Source organism: Dongia sp. agr-C8, assembly GCF_054658695.1.
The window spans coordinates 164,282-180,340 of the sequence record NZ_BAAGHZ010000005.1 but is presented as its reverse complement, the minus strand read 5'-3'; the positions used below and the strand labels follow the sequence as shown (position 1 = coordinate 180,340).

The 16,059-nt window shown below is 66.2% G+C and carries 15 protein-coding genes; 5 read left to right on the top strand and 10 right to left on the bottom strand.

Annotated features, from left to right (window positions below; genetic code table 11):
• Positions 1-62: 62 nt before the first annotated feature.
• Positions 63-1,379: a thymidine phosphorylase gene (deoA, locus tag ACYQ4T_RS25145; RefSeq protein ID WP_459859374.1), complete on the bottom strand. Its 1,317-nt coding sequence runs from the start codon at positions 1,377-1,379 to the stop codon at positions 63-65.
• A gap of 37 nt (positions 1,380-1,416) precedes the next feature.
• Between deoA and ACYQ4T_RS25140 the strand changes: the two genes are divergently transcribed.
• The gene (locus ACYQ4T_RS25140) at positions 1,417-1,953 is read left to right on the top strand and encodes a Rossmann-fold NAD(P)-binding domain-containing protein (RefSeq protein WP_459859373.1); all 537 of its coding nucleotides are present in this window, start codon (positions 1,417-1,419) and stop codon (positions 1,951-1,953) included.
• On the opposite strand, the gene ACYQ4T_RS25135 is transcribed toward ACYQ4T_RS25140, so the two are convergent.
• The 7 genes from ACYQ4T_RS25135 to ACYQ4T_RS25105 all read right to left on the bottom strand — a co-directional run bounded on the left by ACYQ4T_RS25135 (position 1,950) and on the right by ACYQ4T_RS25105 (position 10,741).
• Positions 1,950-2,753, bottom strand: a complete 804-nt coding sequence (locus tag ACYQ4T_RS25135; RefSeq protein WP_459859372.1) for a purine-nucleoside phosphorylase — start codon at positions 2,751-2,753, stop codon at positions 1,950-1,952. The genes ACYQ4T_RS25140 and ACYQ4T_RS25135 overlap by 4 nt on opposite strands.
• The gene (locus ACYQ4T_RS25130) at positions 2,750-3,193 is read right to left on the bottom strand and encodes a cytidine deaminase (RefSeq protein WP_459859371.1); all 444 of its coding nucleotides are present in this window, start codon (positions 3,191-3,193) and stop codon (positions 2,750-2,752) included. The genes ACYQ4T_RS25135 and ACYQ4T_RS25130 overlap by 4 nt, the downstream gene beginning before the upstream one ends.
• Positions 3,194-4,165 (bottom strand): ABC transporter permease, encoded by a 972-nt coding sequence (locus ACYQ4T_RS25125; RefSeq protein ID WP_459859370.1) that lies wholly within the window; start codon positions 4,163-4,165, stop codon positions 3,194-3,196.
• Between the two features lie 2 nt (positions 4,166-4,167).
• Positions 4,168-5,664: an ABC transporter permease gene (locus ACYQ4T_RS25120; RefSeq protein ID WP_459859369.1), complete on the bottom strand. Its 1,497-nt coding sequence runs from the start codon at positions 5,662-5,664 to the stop codon at positions 4,168-4,170.
• A complete protein-coding gene (locus ACYQ4T_RS25115; protein ID WP_459859368.1) occupies positions 5,661-7,343 on the bottom strand; it encodes an ABC transporter ATP-binding protein in 1,683 nt (560 codons plus the stop codon). The genes ACYQ4T_RS25120 and ACYQ4T_RS25115 overlap by 4 nt, the downstream gene beginning before the upstream one ends.
• 61 nt (positions 7,344-7,404) lie before the next feature.
• Positions 7,405-8,385, bottom strand: a complete 981-nt coding sequence (locus tag ACYQ4T_RS25110; protein ID WP_459859367.1) for a BMP family lipoprotein — start codon at positions 8,383-8,385, stop codon at positions 7,405-7,407.
• A gap of 214 nt (positions 8,386-8,599) precedes the next feature.
• Positions 8,600-10,741 (bottom strand): HD domain-containing phosphohydrolase, encoded by a 2,142-nt coding sequence (locus tag ACYQ4T_RS25105; protein ID WP_459859366.1) that lies wholly within the window; start codon positions 10,739-10,741, stop codon positions 8,600-8,602.
• A gap of 267 nt (positions 10,742-11,008) precedes the next feature.
• Between ACYQ4T_RS25105 and ACYQ4T_RS25100 the strand changes: the two genes are divergently transcribed.
• Together ACYQ4T_RS25100 and ACYQ4T_RS25095 are read left to right on the top strand one after the other, a co-directional pair.
• Complete coding sequence (locus tag ACYQ4T_RS25100; RefSeq protein ID WP_459859365.1) at positions 11,009-11,692, top strand: transglutaminase-like cysteine peptidase; 684 nt, start codon at positions 11,009-11,011, stop codon at positions 11,690-11,692.
• An 8-nt stretch (positions 11,693-11,700) separates the two neighbouring features.
• Positions 11,701-12,348 (top strand): transglutaminase-like cysteine peptidase, encoded by a 648-nt coding sequence (locus ACYQ4T_RS25095; RefSeq protein ID WP_459859364.1) that lies wholly within the window; start codon positions 11,701-11,703, stop codon positions 12,346-12,348.
• A gap of 110 nt (positions 12,349-12,458) precedes the next feature.
• Here the strand turns inward: ACYQ4T_RS25095 and ACYQ4T_RS25090 are convergent, their stop codons facing one another.
• Together ACYQ4T_RS25090 and ACYQ4T_RS25085 are read right to left on the bottom strand one after the other, a co-directional pair.
• Positions 12,459-13,010 (bottom strand): ActR/PrrA/RegA family redox response regulator transcription factor, encoded by a 552-nt coding sequence (locus tag ACYQ4T_RS25090; protein WP_459859363.1) that lies wholly within the window; start codon positions 13,008-13,010, stop codon positions 12,459-12,461.
• Positions 13,003-14,310 carry an ActS/PrrB/RegB family redox-sensitive histidine kinase gene (locus ACYQ4T_RS25085; RefSeq protein ID WP_459859362.1) on the bottom strand — a complete coding sequence of 436 codons (1,308 nt, stop codon included), beginning with the start codon at positions 14,308-14,310 and terminating at the stop codon, positions 13,003-13,005. Before ACYQ4T_RS25085 ends, ACYQ4T_RS25090 begins: the two co-directional genes overlap by 8 nt.
• Before the next feature lie 210 nt (positions 14,311-14,520).
• On the opposite strand from ACYQ4T_RS25085, the gene ACYQ4T_RS25080 reads away from it, so the two are divergent.
• Both ACYQ4T_RS25080 and ACYQ4T_RS25075 read left to right on the top strand, forming a co-directional pair.
• Positions 14,521-15,252, top strand: a complete 732-nt coding sequence (locus ACYQ4T_RS25080) for an ABC transporter ATP-binding protein (protein WP_459859361.1) — start codon at positions 14,521-14,523, stop codon at positions 15,250-15,252.
• Positions 15,252-16,049, top strand: a complete 798-nt coding sequence (locus tag ACYQ4T_RS25075; RefSeq protein ID WP_459859360.1) for an ABC transporter permease — start codon at positions 15,252-15,254, stop codon at positions 16,047-16,049. The genes ACYQ4T_RS25080 and ACYQ4T_RS25075 overlap by 1 nt, the downstream gene beginning before the upstream one ends.
• Positions 16,050-16,059 lie beyond the last annotated feature (10 nt).

The window sequence follows — 16,059 nt, the reverse complement described above, 5'->3', positions numbered from 1 at the left end:
GCGCATCTTTCGCCACGCGCGGCACCAGATCCGCGGGTCAAGCCCGCGGATGACGATTAGAGTCAGCGCAAGGTTTCGATGACCGTCGGCCCCGGCTTGCACTTCGCTTCGCCCAGCGTGTAGGCGCGCTGCAGCTCGGCAATGGCGACCGTGGCGGTGGCCTCGTCGGCTGCGTGCACCAGGGCGAGCGGCCTGGCGTGATCGAGATGCTCGCCGATCCCCGCGACCTCGGTCAGGCCGACCCGGTGGTCGATCTTGTCCTCGGCATGGCGACGGCCGCCGCCGAGCGTCAGGACCGCAACGCCCAGGATGCGGGCGTCCACCGCCTGCACGATGCCGGATTGCAGCGGCGGGCAGGGGCGGATGACCGGCGCCGCGGCGAGGTAGGTCGTTGGCCGCTGGAGGAAGTCGCGCGGCCCGCCCAGGGCGGTCACCATCTTGGCGAAGATCTCGGCGGGTTCGCCGTTGCCCAGCGCGGTCTCGGCCTTGGCACGGCCCGCCGCCGCGGTGACGGTGAGGCCGGAGAGGGCGAGCAGCTCGCCGGCGAGCGCGATGGTGGCTTCGTGCAGCCGCGGGTCGCGCCGCTTGCCGGTCAGGTAGTCGATCGCCTCGATGACCTCGAGCGCGTTGCCGACCGTGGTGCCGAGCGCCTGATTCATGTCGGTGATCAGGGCGCTGGTCTTCAGTCCCGCGCCGTTGGCGACATCGACGATGCTGCGTGCGAGCTCGCGGGAATCCCCCAGCTTGGCCATGAAGGCGCCGGAGCCTGTCTTCACATCCATCACCAGCGCATCCAATCCGGCGGCCAGCTTCTTCGACAGGATCGAAGCGGTGATCAGGCCGATCGACTCCACCGTCGCGGTCACGTCGCGGATCGCATAGAGCCGGCGGTCGGCCGGGGCGAGGTCGTCGGTCTGGCCGATGACGGCACAGCCCACGTCCTTGACGACGCGGCGGAAGGTCGCGAGATCGGGCTGGCTCTTATAGCCCGGGATCGCATCCAGCTTGTCGAGAGTGCCGCCGGTATGACCCAGACCTCGCCCGGAGATCATCGGGTTGAAGCCGCCGCAGGCGGCCAGGATCGGGGCGAGCATCAGCGAGACCTTGTCGCCGATCCCGCCGGTCGAATGCTTGTCGATCACCGGCCCGGGCAGATCGAGATGCTTCCAGTCGAGCACGGTGCCGGAATTCCGCATCGCGACGGTGAGCGCGATCCGCTCGGGCATGGCGAGGCCGCGGAAGAATACCGCCATGGCAAAGGCCGCGACCTGGCCTTCGGAGACGGTGTTCCGGGTCAAGCCCTCGACCATGAATGCGATCTCGGCCTCGCTGAGCGTGCCGCCGTCGCGCTTCTTGCGGATGATTTCCTGTGGGAGCATGGAGTAGACCTAGAGGCTTCGGCGGTGGAGGTCAATCATGGCCCACGATCTGGTGATCGGTGGCAGCGGCATGCTGTCAGGGCTGGTGGAGGCGCTGGCCCGGGACGGCCGCCAGGTCACAGTGGTCGCGCGCGGCCGGGAACGGCTGCAGCGGCTGGCGGCGTGCCATCCCAACATTCATCCGCTGGTGCTTGACTATCATGACGACGCCGTCTTTGAGGCAGGTCTGGCGGCGGCGGCCGAGCAGCGCGGGCCGTTCAACCGCTGTGTCGCCTGGATGCACGACGACAGCAAGGAACGCGCCGTTCGCATTGCGCAGCAGGCGCGCGACGTCTATTGCGAGGTGCTGGGCAGCGCTTCAGGCGATCCGGGTAAGCCGGAGCGGCTGGCGGAATGGCAGGCGCTGATTGCGCCGGCGAAGCTCCGCCTCGCCGTGCTCGGCTTCATGATAGAGGGCGGGGTTTCGCGCTGGCTGACCGATGCCGAGATCAGCGCCGGTGTCGGACGTGCGCTTGCGAGCGAAGATGCGGTGACGATCGTAGGAACCGTAAAGCCCTGGTCCGCCCGCCCCTAGCCCGCGTGATCCGCGATATAGGCCTGCAGCAGGTCGAACAGCTTGTCGGCGGCGGCGCGGGCCTGGACCATGGTGTGCTCGTGGCTCAGCTTCTCGCTGCTCAAGCCCGCGCCCATGTTAGTGATGATCGAGAAGCCGGCGACCTTGAGGCCGCAATAGCGGGCCAGGATCACGTCCGGCACGGTGGACATGCCGGCGATGTCGGCGCCGAGCACCTTGGCCGCGCGGACTTCGGCCGGCGTCTCGAATTGCGGACCGCTGAACCAGCAATAGATGCCCTGCTTCAAGTCCAGGCCGATGCGGCGCGCGACCGCGGCGAAGTCGCTGCGCATCGCCGGGTCGTAGGCGTCGACCATGTCGATGAAGCGCTTGCTCCCCGTTTCGTTGAACAGCGGCGAGACCTGGGTCAGGCTGATATGGTCGGTGATCATCGCAACCGAGCCGGCCGGAATCGCGGCATTGAGGCTGCCGCCGGCATTGGTGACGATCACCGAATGACAGCCCAGTGCCGCCAGGGTCTCGATCGGCGCCTTCATGGCGGAGGGATTGCCGTGCTCGTAGTAATGCGCCCGGCCCTGCAGGCAGGCGACCGGCGTCGGGCCGACCCAGCCCAGGATCAGGCGTCCCGCGTGTCCCACAACGCCGCTGCGCGGGAAGCCGGGCAGGTCGGAATAGGAGACCACCATGGAACGGTCGATCATCTCGGCGAAGGGGCCGACGCCGGAGCCGAGGATGAGTCCGATCTTGGCGCGGAAGCCGCGCGCCTGTTTCGGGATGCCTTCGAGGAGCTGTTCGATCATCGCGCTGTTTTGGACCGGGCGCGCTTGGGGTTCAAGCCCGCTTTCTTGCCCTTGAGGTTGCGCTTGCCGAAGCTCGCCGGGAGCAGTTCCGCGATGGTGAAGCTGGTCTTCAGGCCCTCGGGGCCGCAGATATGGACCGGCGTCTCCGGGTCGGCGAACTCGGCGATGCGCTGGCGGCAGCCGCCACAGGGCGTCACCAGCTTCGGGCCCCCCGCGACCACGGCGATCGCGCGGATCCTCCGGGCGCCACCCAGCACCATGGCGGAGATCGCCGAGGTCTCGGCGCAGACGCCGTTGGGGTAGGCGGCGTTCTCGACATTGCCGCCGGCATAGATCTTGCCGTCGTCGGCCAGGATCGCGGCGCCGACCTTGAACTTGGAATAGGGCGCATAGGCGCGGCTGTAGGCATGCTTCGCCGCGTCATGTAGCTTCTTCTGCAATCAACGCTCCTTGACGTAGGGCCGCCCGATCGCCCTGGGCGGGATTGCCTTGCCTATGAAGCCGGCGAGCAGGATCACCGTCAGCGCGTAGGGCAGGGCCTGGATCAGCTGCACCGGCAGCTCGGTGTCGCCAAAGAATTTCTTGCCTTGCAGCAGCGGCGCGCCGGCATCGAGGAATCCGAATAGCAGACAGGCATAGAGGGCGGGGAGCGGCTTCCACTTGCCGAAGATCATCGCGGCGAGCGCGATATAGCCGCGGCCCGCGGTCATGTCGCGCTGGAAGAAAGCCCCCTGCGAGATCGCGAGATAGGCGCCGGCGAAGCCGCAGAGGATGCCGCTGAGAATGACCGCGCGATAGCGCAGGAAATCGACCGAGATGCCGGCGGTATCGACCACCGCGGGGTTCTCGCCGACCGCGCGGAGCCGCAGGCCGAAGCGGCTGCGATAGAGCAGCCACGCGACCGCGGGCACCATCAGGAAGGCGATGTAGGTGAGCAGGCTCTGGCCGCTGACCACCTTCACGTAGAGTGATCCGAGGAGCGGCAGATGGGAGATGTTGTCGGTGCCCGGGAAAGTCAGCGGCATGAAGCGCTGCGTGGCGTCGAGCTGCGGGGTCTCGCCGCCGCGGCTGAACCAGGCATTGCCGAGAACGACGGTGAGGCCCGCGGCAATGATATTGAGCGCGACGCCGGAGACCACCTGGTCGCCGCGATGGGTGATGCAGGCGAAGCCGTGCAGCAGGGACATCACCGCCCCGACCAGGACCGCGGCGGCGAGCCCATCCCAGGCCGAGCCGGTCAACGCCGCGACCACGGCGGCGGCGAAGGCGGCCGCCAGCATCTTGCCCTCGAGCCCGATGTCGATCACGCCAGAGCGCTCGGAGATGAGGCCCGCCATGGCGCAGAAGATCAGCGGCGTCGAGACCCGGATCGTCGCGCTGAGGAGATAGATGACGGTGGTGAACCACTCCATCTTCAGATCTCCCCAGGCTTGCGCTTCGGCTTCTTCGGGCCGCGCTTCTTCTTCGGCGGGGCCGGCGGCGGCTCGGCGGCCGATGGCGCCTCCGCCTCTGTCGTTTGGGCCCCGGGTTGCGCCGGACTTGGTTGCGATTTTTTGAGCCAGGACAGCTTGTCTTGTGCCTTCGATGGCGTCGCATCCGGTCCCATGGTTACGATCTCGGCCTCGACCACCTCGATCACTTCCGGAACTGGCACCGGTTGCGGCGCCGGGCCGGCCGGGGATGCTGCCGGTTCCGGTTCCGGCTCCGGCACGGCGGCGCGGATCACAGTCTCTTCGGCAAGGGCAACCGGAGCATCGGGCGCCGCCGCGGGCGAGACCGCCACCGTTACAGTCTTCGGCTTCGCCTCGCGCCGCGACTGATAGAGCCGCCAGGCCCGCTCCAGCAGCGGCCGGTTCACATAGGCGAGGGCGCCGGAGAACAGGATCACCAGGCCCTGCATCACCACGATCATGTCTTTGGTGATGGTCGGGATCTCGAAGGCGAGCTCGGCACCGCCCTGGAACAGCGCGCCGAACAGCAGGCTCGCCAGGATGATGCCGAATGGGTGGTTGCGGCCCATGAGTGCCACCGCGATCCCGGTGAAGCCCGCGCCGGCGACGAAGTCCATCATCAGCTGGTGATGATTGCCGAGGATCTCGTTGACGCCGACAAAGCCCGCCAGCGCACCCGAGATCATCATCGCCTCGATGGTGATGCGGTTGGGGCTGATGCCGGCATACTGGGCGGCCCGCGGCGCGAGGCCGGCGGTGCGGAGCTCGTAGCCGCCGCGGCTGCGCCAGAGGTAGATCCAGACCAGGCCGCAGCAAACCAGCGCCCAGGCGAAAGCGAGATTGAGCGGTGTGTTCGGCATGGTGATGCCGATCTCGGCCAGCAGCGCGTGCACGTAGGGCATGGCGGCACTGGGCGCAAAGTCGCGACTGACCAATTCCATGCTGCCGGGAATGTTGAACACCTTGACCAGGAGGTAGCCCATCAAGGCGGCGGCCAGGAAGTTGAACATGATCGTCGTGATGACGATGTGGCTGCCGCGCTTGGCCTGCAGATAGGCCGGCACGAAGGCCCAGGCGGCGCCGAAGGCCGCGGAGGCCACAATGCCCAGCGCCAGCATCGGCCAGAGCGAGAGGCTGCCGTCGAAAGCGAGCGCTGCCAGCCCGGCGCCGAGGCCGCCGATATAGGCCTGGCCTTCGCCGCCGATGTTGAACAGGCCCGCATGGAAGGCGATCGCCACGGCGAGACCGGTAAAGATGAAATTGGTGGCGTAATAGAGCGTATAGCCGATGCCGTAGAGATCGCCGAAGGCGCCGGCGCCCATGGCGCGGATCGCCGTGAACGGGTTCTCGCCGATGGTGCGGATGATGATACCGGAGACGATCAGCGCCATCAGGAGGTTGACCACGGGGAGGCCGAATATCTCGAGCCAGCGCGGCATCGGGCCCGGTGTTGAGCTCATTTGCGCGGCCTGATCTTCATGCCGGCCGGCAGAGCGGCGTTGCGCGAGGTCATTTCCGGCGGCAGCAGCGGCGGCAGCCCGGGCGCCGCGGGTTCCGACCCGTCCGAATGCGCATTCGCCATCCAGAGGCCGAGTTGCCGTTCGTCGGCGCGGTCGCCGGCGGTCTCGCCGACGATGCGGCCCTGGAACATCACGATAATGCGGTCGGCGAGCGCCAGGATCTCGTCCAGCTCGACCGAGACCAGCAGCACCGCCGTGCCTTCGTCGCGCATGGCGACGATCTGCCGGTGGATGAACTCGATCGCGCCGATATCGACGCCGCGGGTCGGCTGCCCGACCAGCAGCACTTTCGGCATCCGCGCCATCTCGCGCGCCAGGATCAGCTTCTGCTGGTTGCCGCCGGAGAATTTGCTGGAGCCGAGATTGGGCTCCGGCGGCCGGACGTCGAAGGCTTCCATCATCTTGCCGCAGTCGCGCGCGGCGGCGCGGGTATTGATGATCGGCCCGAAGCCATAGGCGCGGTCGCGCTGGTAGCCGAGGATGGCGGATTCCCAAGCCGGGAAGCCGGTCACCAGGCCGAGGCGGTGGCGATCCTCCGGCACATGGGCGACGCCGAGACGGCGCATGCGCATGGGCGAAAGTGGCGCTTCCGCCGACACGTCCCGGCCCAGCACATGCATGACGCCCGAGGTCGGGGCGCGGATGCCCGAGAGCACCTCGAGGAGCTCGCTCTGTCCGTTGCCGGAAACGCCGGCCACACCGAGAATCTCGCCGGCGCGGATCGAGAAGCTGATGTCGTCGAGTCGCTTCACGCCGAACTCGTCGATGAGGCCGATATGGTCGACGCCGAGGACGACCTCGCCGGGCTTGGCGCGGGCGCGGTCCGGCGCCATGCGCACCTTGCGGCCGACCATCAGCACGGCCAGCTCCTCGCGGTCGGTCTCGGCGGTCTTGCGCTCGGCCACGATCTCGCCGTGCCGCATCACCGTCACGCTGTCGGTGATGGCCATGATCTCGCGGAGCTTGTGGGTGATCAGGATGACCGTGACGCCGCGCTCCTTCAGCGCCTTCAGGATCTGGAACAGTTGGTCGGTCTCCTGCGGCGTCAAAACCCCGGTCGGCTCGTCCAGGATCAGGATGTCGCAATGCCGGTAGAGCGCCTTCAGGATCTCGACCCGCTGCTGCTCGCCGACCGGAAGATCGCCGGTAATAGCGTCGGGATCGACCTTCAGCCCGTAATCGCGCTCCAGGCGCTCGATCTCGGCGCGGGCCTTGCGGATACCGCCTTGGATCAGCACGCCGCTCTCGGCGCCCAGCATGACGTTTTCGATCACGGTGAAGGGATCGACCAGCATGAAGTGCTGGTGCACCATCCCGATTCCGGCCGCGATCGCGTCCTTGGAATTGCGGATCCGCGCCGGCTTGCCGTTGACCCTGATCTCGCCGCGGTCGGCTTCATAGAAGCCGTAGAGGATGCTCATCAGGGTCGACTTGCCGGCGCCGTTCTCGCCGACGATGCCGTGGATCGTGCCCTTGGCGATCTTCAGCGAGACATTGCGGTTGGCATGGACCGCGCCGAAGCTCTTGTCGATGCCGATCAACTCGACCGCAGGAATCGAAGGCGCCGGCGCGGGGTCGCTGCCGGCGGCTTGGGTAGAGGATGTATTCGGTGCGATCACGAAGGATTTCTGAAATGGATCACGGCCCGGAAGATCTTTCCGGGCCGTGACGCTTTTCCGTTCAGGATACCGGGCAGCTCTTGTCGGCCACGTAATCGTGGACCTGGATCTTGCCGCTGATGATGTCGGCCTTTGCCGCTTCCACCTTAGCCTTCATGTCGTCGGTGATCAGCGCCTTGTTGTTGTCGTCCAGCGCCCAGTCAACACCCTGTTCCTTCAGGCCGAGCACGGAGAGGCCGCCCTTCCACCCGACGACCGCGCCGTGCACGGCGACATCGACCCGCTTCATCATCGAGGTCAGCATGGTGCCGGGATGCAGGTGGTTCTGGTTGGAATCGACGCCGATCGCCAGCTTGCCGCTGTCCTTGGCGGCCTGGTAGACGCCGAGGCTGGTGGCGCCGGCTGCGGCGAAGACCACGTCGGCGCCCTGTTCGAACTGGCTGCGCGCAAGCTCGCCGCCCTTGGTCGGGTCGTTCCAGGCGGCGGGCGTCGTGCCGGTCATGTTCTGGAAGACGGTCGTGTCCTTGTTGGCGAACTTGACGCCCTGCGCATAGCCGCATTCGAAGCGGCTGATCAGCGGGATGTCCATGCCGCCGACGAAGCCGACCTTGCCGGTTTTCGACGCCATGGCCGCCAGCACGCCCACCAGGAACGAACCCTCATGCTCCTTGAAGACGATCGATTCCACGTTGGGGAGTTTCACCTCGGAATCGATGATGACGAAGTGCGTTTGCGGAAATTCCTTGGCGACCTTCTCCAGCGCCGTCGCCTGCAGGAAGCCGACGGTCACGATTGGGTCGGCGCCCTTCTGGGCGAAGCGGCGGATCGCCTGCTCGCGCTGGGCGTCGGTCTGCACCTCGAACTCGCCGTAGGTCTTGCCGGTTTCCTTCTTCCACTGCTCCATCCCGTTATAGGCGGATTCGTTGAAGCCCTTGTCGAACTTGCCGCCGGAATCATAGACCACGGCCGGTTCGGCCAGCGCGATGCCGGCGGAGAACGCAAGGACCGCCGCCGCACCGGCAGCGCGGATCATGAACGTCATTGGGAGCCTCCATGTTGGCCGGTGCGTTCATGGGCGTGACGCGCCGACTCGTTTCGTTGGCCAAATCTGGCCAGAACCCCGCGCCCGAATCAACCGTGATTTGATTTATTTCAATCGTTTGGGCTGACAATCCCGTCATGCCCGGGCTCGACCCAGGCACCTTGTGCCGCGTTCGAAAGACCCGCGGGTCAGGCCCGCCGGTGACGGCTCGAACTCAGCCCTTGCCGTTCCCCGACAGCGCTTCCCGCCCGCCGTGGTTGTCGAGATAGTTAATCAGGGCCGCGACCACCCGGCGGTCGAATCCCTTGCCGACGCCCTTCATCAGGGCCTCGATCGCCTGGTCGATGCTGAGGGCCTGGCGGAAGGCACGGTCACTGATCATGCCGATAAAGGCATTGGCGACCGCGATGACCCGGGCGGTGATGACGATCTCGTCGCCTTTCAGCGGCGGATTACCGGTGCCGTCGAAGTTTGCCTGGGCCTGCTGCAAGGTTTCCACCACCGGCCCGTCGAACTCGATCCCCTTGATCAGCTCGGCGCTGGTCATGATGCTGTTGCGGATCATGCCGCGTTCCTCGTCGGTCAGGCCCTCGGTCTTGGCCAGCACCGATTCCGGAATCAGGATCTTGCCGAGGTTGAGGAGGTTGCCGGCGATCTCCGCGGTTTCGATCTCGACGTCGGAGAGATTCATCTCCTTGGCGACCGCGCGGGCGACCTGCGCCACGCGCGCCGAGTGCTGGGCGGCGAAGGGATCGCGCTTGTCGACCACGTCGACCAGCGTCTTCACCAGCTGGTTGAGGTTGCGGGCGCGGCGCTCGCGCTCGGTCACGAAATCGGTGATGTCGTCCTCGACGGCGAGAACGCCGGCCATGCCGCCGGCGGTGGCCTTGATCGGGATATGCTCGGACTGGATCATCTTCTGCTTGCCGCCGATCTCGACCACGCCGTATTCGGTGACGGTGCGGTTCTCCTCCATCGCCTGATGGTTGAGCCGCAGGACTCGCTTGGCGGCCGCCGGCCCGAGGACATTGACGATCGGCTTGCCGATCATCTCGGTCGCGGAAATCCCCGCATCCTTGGCCGCCTGGCGGTTCGCGAAGCGGTACTTGTCGTCTCTGTCGAGGATGAAGATGCTGGTGGGCTGGCTGTCGGTCACCAGCTGGATGAGGTTCCTCTGCTCCTCGAAGCGCCGGGCCATCTGATTGAACTGGTAGGCGGCCTGGGAGGCGCGGCGCGACGAGCCGTAGTACCAGACTGCGGCGATGATCACCGCGATCAGGCCCACAGTCAGGAAGAGCACTGCGGTGAGCGTGCGGAAGCGCGCTTCCGCGGCACCCAAGGCTTCTTCGTAAGCGACCGTGTAGACCAGAACCCAAGGCACCGCCGAGAGGGACCGCGAGGTCACCAGCACCGGCACACCCTGGTAGTCCTTCTTGTCCGTGGCGAACTCACCGGGATTCTGCACGCCGAACACGACATCGCGATCGGTCGCGTCAAGGCCGAGCGGGGAGCTCAACGGCGCGATCGGATGCTGGGGATCGGCGATCGGAGAGAGGAAGGTGAGCTTGTTGTCCTTCAGCTGCACGAGAATCGAGCGGCCGCTCTTCGTGGTCTCGCCGGGCTGGACCAGGCGGCTGTAGAGCTCGTCGGCCACCTGCTTCACGCCGACCACGCGGCCGACCTGCTCGGTATTGGATCCTTCCGATTGCTGGGCGAGGATCGGAACGACGAAGCGCAGCGACGGCACGCCCTTGTCGTTTAAATAGAGATCGCTGACGGTCCGTTGCCCAGGCAATACGGCCGAAGCAAAGGCCTTGAGGTCGCCGTCATAGGCCGGCGCATTGGGCGAGGCGGCAAGCACCCCGCCTTTTTCATCGACGATCAGAATGCCGCCCAAGGCAGGCTGGGTCTCGTTGATGCCGAGATCGCCCTGGGTCTTCAGCGTGAATCCGGAGCGCTCTGCGGTGACGGTGATGATGTTGCGGAGATACTCCTTCAGGCCTTCCACCTGGTCGCTCTGCGTCGGGTCGGCGGAGAGCTCGTCGATCTGCTGCAGATAGACCTGTACCGCCTGGTTGCCGGCGATGCCCTGAAGGTCGCCGAATTGCTCGTCGAACCATCGGTTGACGTCGGCGGCGCGGCTGTCGGCGACGATGCCCATGCGGGTGCGCCATTCCGACTTGGCCTGATCGCGCTCGCTTTCGACGAACGTGCTGACCAGAATCATGCCGATGACGGCGATCAGGACCAGGATCGCGAACGGGAACCAGATCCGCCAGTCGATCCGCGGCTTCGTGGACTCCTCGACGATCGTGAACCGGGGCTCCGGCGCTGCAGGCGTGGTGTCGGTGGGCAAGGCCCTCTCCCTCGATGATCGGCGCAATGGCGGGGTGGCGACGCTCGCAGTGGCCCGAACCACCGCCCCCGCAGCGGCCCGGTTAACCATCTCTGACGGCGGGCCGACCCTAGCACAAAGCCTGGCGGGTCAAAAGCGAGGCGCGGACCACCTCACACTTTTGTAGGCGGTAGCATCTCGACGGCGGCGGTCCGGGCGCTTAACATTTGGGCTGAACCGGGGCCGGTCGAAGGAGCGGCAGCCGCATGCTAAGGGGAAGTCAACACCATGTCCGGCCCGGCCGGCTGCTGTCGAGGGAATCCACCACGGCTGCTGGCGGGGGCGCTGATTGCGGCGCTCGCGGTCCTATGCGCACCGGCGGCGGAGGCGCGCTCCTATCCCAACATCTTCGGCTCGAAAGAGATCGCGTCGAAGAACTGGGCGGTGAAGACCAGCGCCATCGCCAACTGGCGGGCCATGCTCGAGCGCTGGTCCAACGGCGCGCCCTGCCAGAGCCCGACCTGCAACTCCAAGGGCTGGGACGCCCTGGTCGCCAAGGTGAAGGCGGCGGGGGACCCGATGGCGCAGATCCGGACCGCCAACAGCCTGATGAACGATCCGGCGCAGCACCCCTACATCGAGGACATCAACAACTGGGGCAAGACCGAATACTGGGCGACCGCCTTCCAGTTCCTGAAGAAGAGCGGCGACTGCGAGGATTTCTCGATCGCGAAATACATGCTGCTGAAGGCGGCCGGCATACCGGTCGACGATATGCGCATCGTCGCGGTCCGCATCCGCAGCCTGGGCGGCATCGGCCATGCGATACTCGTGGTCTATCAGGGCGACAAGGCGCTGGTGCTGGACAACCGGGTGGCGCCGGTGATGGACGAAAAACTCGTGCGCAAGGAATTCCAGCCGGCGCTCTCGGTCAACGAGAATTCCTGGTGGGTGCATCTGCCCGGAAAGTGAGTCCCTGCATGCCGATCCGCCGCTTTCTCGCCTGCCTGATGACGGCCGCCGCCCTGCTTGCATTCGCCGGAGCCGCTGAGGCCAAGACTTATCCGCCGCTGTTCGGCGCCAAGGAGATCGGCTCCAACAACTGGAACTTCAAGAAAGGCGTGGTGCCCGACTGGCGGGGGATGCTCGGCCGCTGGAAGGACGGCGCGCCCTGCGAGACCAAGATCTGCAGCTCAAAGAGCTGGGCCACGCTGGTTTCCGAGGTGAAGGGCGCCGGCGATGTGATGGCGCAAATCAAGGCCGCCAATGCGCTGATGAACCAGAAGCCCTATATCGAGGACCAGCCGAACTGGAGCAAGTCCGAGTTCTGGGCGACCAGTTACGAGTTCCTGAAGAAAAGCGGCGATTGCGAGGACTATTCGATCACCAAGTACATGCTGCTGAAGGAAGCCGGCGTTCCGCCCGAGAACATGCGCATCTTCTCGGTACGCGTCCGCAGCCTGGGCGGCATCGGCCATGCGATCCTGGTGGTCTATCAGGGCAACAAGGCCTGGGTGCTCGACAACCGCACCAAGTCGGTGATGGACGCGAGCCTGATCAAGCTCGAGTTCCAGCCGGTGATGTCGCTGAACGAGAACCAGTGGTGGTATCACCTGCCGAGCAAGTAATTCCAAATCGTCATGCCCGTCCCCGGACTTGGATCCGGGGATTGACCCGGGCATCTCGCGCAGACGGCACTAGATCCGCGGATCAAGTCCGCGGATGACGGTTGCGAGGATCACCCCTTCGGCGCGTATTTCGCCAGAATCCGCTGCAGCGTGCGGCGATGCATCCTGAGGCGGCGCGCGGTTTCCGAGACGTTGCGGTCGCATTGCTCGTAGACCCGCTGGATATGCTCCCAGCGGACGCGGTCGGCGGTCATCGGCTGTTCTGGCGGCGGCGGCAGCGCGTCCTTGCGGTCGAGCAGGGCCGCTTCGACCTGGTCGGCGTCGGCCGGCTTCGGCAGGTAGTCGATGGCGCCGGCCTTGATCGCGACCACGGCGGTCGCGATGTTGCCGTAGCCGGTCAGCATGACGATGCGGCAATCCTCGCGCGTCTTGCGGATCAGCGGCACCACGTCGAGGCCGCTGCCGTCGGTCAGGCGGAGATCGACCACCGCATAGCGCGGCGGTTCGGCCCTGGCGGCGGCGATCGCCGCCTCGCAGCTCTCGGCCTGGGTCACCTTGAAGCCGCGCTTCTCCATCGCCTGCGCCAGTCGCTGGCGATAGGGCGCGTCGTCATCGACGATCAGCAGCGTCTTCTCCCCCGTGTTCACCGCTGTCTCAGTCATTTTCGGATGCTCCTTCGAATGCGCTGCGGGGCCAGGTCGCGATCACCTCGGCGCCGCCATAGGAATTGTTGTCGAAACTCACCGCTCCGCCGGACCGCTCGATCAATTGCTGGGCGATGAAGATGCCGAGGCCCATATGGTCGCCTTTCCGCTCCGCCGTCTTCTTCAGGTCGGTGCCGGAGGAGAGATAGGGATCGCCGAGCCGGTCCAGCAGCTCCCGGGGAAAGCCCTTGCCGTCGTCGTTGATGGTAATGCTGATCTCGGCGGCGTTCCATGCGATCGTGACCTTGACCTCTTCACGCGCGAACTCGATCGCGTTCTGCAGCAGGTTGCCGAGGCCATGGATCAGCTCCGGCCGGCGCGGCAGCAGCGGCGTCACCGGATCGGCGGGATCGGCCTGCTCCTCGATCCGGAGCGCCACCTCCGGGCGGCGATGGCCCTCCGCCGCCAACTCGATCAACAGCGGCGCCGGCATGGCGTTGAAATGATCCGGCTGCTCCTCCGGCCGGCGCGAGAGTTCGGCCAGGATCTCGCGGCAGCGCGCGCTCTGGCTCACCAGCAGGTCGATGTCTTCGCGAATCGGGTCGTCCGGTTCCAGTTCCCGCTGCAGCTCGCGCGAGACCAGCGAGATGGTGCCCAAGGGGCTGCCGAGCTCATGCGCCGCCGCGGCGGCCAGCGCGCCCAGCGACGAGAGGCTCTGCTCGCGGTCGAGCGCCGCCTGCGCCGCCGAGAGCGCATCGGAGAGCCGCCGGGTCTCCTGCGCCACCCGATAGACATAGGAGGTGATGAAGATGACCGCGAGACCGAGCGAGATGGTGAAGCCCCAGATGAAATTGGGCGCCAGCGCGTAGCCGCCCTCGCTCCAGGGCAAGCGGAGGTGATAGAGCGCCAGCACGTTGATGCAGGTGATGGCGAGCGCCGCGAGACTGAGCGTGCTCCTATAGCTCAAAGTGGTGGCCGAGACCGTCACCGGCGCCAGGATCAGGATGGCGAAGGGGTTGTTCAAGCCCCCGGTCAGGAACAGCAGGACCGAGAGCTGCACCATGTCGAAGGCGAAATAGAGCGCCGATTCGCGATCGGTCAGGCGATGCGAGGCGCTGCGCCGGAGCTGCGCGCCGGCGGTGACGGCGGCCAGGGCCGCGACCGTCGCCAGCGACCAGAGCAGGGGCAGCGGGTAGCCCATGCCGAAATGCACGAACAGCAAGGTCGAGAGCTGCCCCGCGACGGCGATCCAGCGGATGAAGACAATGGTGCGCAGGCGGATCCGGCCGCGCTGCTTCGGCAGCCGTTTCGGCCGCACTGCGTTCCGTTCAGGGTTACCGAGCGCGGCATCCATGGGCCCGAATAGAGCCCCTGGACCCCGGTTTTGCAAGCCTTCGGCCGATCGGCTAAGAAAGTGCGGCAAGGTGGTACATTGGTTGAACATCCGACGAATCCTTCAGAGGATATCCCGGCCGAATCGGCGTCCGCACTGATCTCGGTCAAAGATCTGGCCAAGCATTTCCGCGAAGTGGCGGCGGTCGACGGCATCGACTTCGAGGTCCGGCGCGGCGAGACCGTCGCCCTGCTGGGCGGCAACGGCGCCGGCAAGACCACCACGATCTCGATGCTGCTGGGCCTGCTGAAGCCCACGCGCGGGGTGATCCAGCTGTTCGGCCTCGATCTCGCGCGGCATCGGCACCGCGTGCTGGGGCGGATGAATTTCTCCTCGCCCTATGTCGATCTCCCGCATCGCCTGACCCTGCGGCACAACCTCATGGTCTTTGCCAAGCTCTACGGCCTCAAGGATGCGAAGCGGCGGATCGCCGAGCTGGCGAAGGCGCTGGAGCTCGAATCCCTGCTCGATCGCCGGGTCGGCTCGTTGTCCGCCGGGCAGAAGACCCGCGGTGCGCTGGCAAAGGCGCTGATCAACCGGCCCGAACTGCTGCTGCTCGACGAGCCGACCGCATCGCTCGACCCCGATACCGCCGACTGGGTGCGGCACTATCTCGAGCGCTATCAGCAGGAGACGCGCTGCGCGATCCTCTTGGCCTCGCACAACATGGGCGAGGTCGAGCGCCTCGCCGACCGGGTGCTGATGCTGCGCCAGGGCAAGATCGTCGATGCCGGATCGCCGGACGATCTCCTGTTCCGCTACAGCCGGCAGAATCTCGAAGAGGTGTTCCTCGACATCGCCCGCGAGCGCCGCGCCGGCGGGGCGCCGGCCTCCGAGGGACAGAGCCATGCGGAGGAGCGCGCCTGATGCATTTCTCCTTCGGCAGGGTCGGCGCCATGTGCCTCAGGCACTTCTACGTGCTGCGGAGCTCCTGGCCGCGGCTGCTGGAGATGGCCTATTGGCCGACCATGCAGATGGTGATCTGGGGCTTCATCTCGACCTTCCTCTACCAGCACAGTTCCTGGGTGGCGGGCGCCTTCGGGGTGCTGCTGGCGGCGGCGATGCTGTGGGACGTGCTGTTCCGCGGCCAGCTCGGCTTCTCGCTCTCCTTCCTGGAGGAGATGTGGTCCAGGAATCTCGCCAATCTCTACTGCAGCCCGCTGACGCCGAGCGAGCACGTGGCATCGCTGTTCGTCATGGCGCTGATCCGCTGCGTGATCGGCGTGGTGCCGGCGATGGTGCTGGCGATCCCGTTCTATCACTATTCGATCTTCGGCCTCGGCCTGCCGCTGGGCGCCTTCTTCTTCTGCCTGATGCTGATGGGCTGCAGCCTCGGCCTGCTGGTGACGGCGATGATCCTTCGCTTCGGCGTCGCCGCGGAGAACCTCGCCTGGTTCGTGGTCTTCCTGCTGGCGCCGGTCTCCTGCGTCTACTATCCGGTCTCGGTGCTGCCCGGCTGGTTGCAGGTCGTCGCACACCTCTTGCCCTCGTCCTACGTGTTCGAGGGCATGCGGGCGCAGATGTTCGATCACCTGTTCCGATGGGACCTGTTCGGCGCGGCCCTCGGCCTCAACCTGGTCTATCTGCTGATCGGCTACGGCATCTATCTCTGGAGCTTCTCCCGCGCCCGCGCGCTCGGCCTGCTGCTGCAGGTCGGGGAGTAACCCAAGGCCG

Coding starts and splice junctions, on each gene's coding strand:
- ACYQ4T_RS25120 (WP_459859369.1), bottom strand. CDS start 5,664: ATGAGCTCAACACCGGGCCCGATGCCGCGCTGGCTCGAGATATTCGGC.
- ACYQ4T_RS25140 (WP_459859373.1), top strand. CDS start 1,417: ATGGCCCACGATCTGGTGATCGGTGGCAGCGGCATGCTGTCAGGGCTG.
- ACYQ4T_RS25135 (WP_459859372.1), bottom strand. CDS start 2,753: ATGATCGAACAGCTCCTCGAAGGCATCCCGAAACAGGCGCGCGGCTTC.
- ACYQ4T_RS25100 (WP_459859365.1), top strand. CDS start 11,009: ATGTCCGGCCCGGCCGGCTGCTGTCGAGGGAATCCACCACGGCTGCTG.
- ACYQ4T_RS25075 (WP_459859360.1), top strand. CDS start 15,252: ATGCATTTCTCCTTCGGCAGGGTCGGCGCCATGTGCCTCAGGCACTTC.
- deoA (WP_459859374.1), bottom strand. CDS start 1,379: ATGCTCCCACAGGAAATCATCCGCAAGAAGCGCGACGGCGGCACGCTC.
- ACYQ4T_RS25125 (WP_459859370.1), bottom strand. CDS start 4,165: ATGGAGTGGTTCACCACCGTCATCTATCTCCTCAGCGCGACGATCCGG.
- ACYQ4T_RS25090 (WP_459859363.1), bottom strand. CDS start 13,010: ATGACTGAGACAGCGGTGAACACGGGGGAGAAGACGCTGCTGATCGTC.
- ACYQ4T_RS25095 (WP_459859364.1), top strand. CDS start 11,701: ATGCCGATCCGCCGCTTTCTCGCCTGCCTGATGACGGCCGCCGCCCTG.
- ACYQ4T_RS25110 (WP_459859367.1), bottom strand. CDS start 8,385: ATGACGTTCATGATCCGCGCTGCCGGTGCGGCGGCGGTCCTTGCGTTC.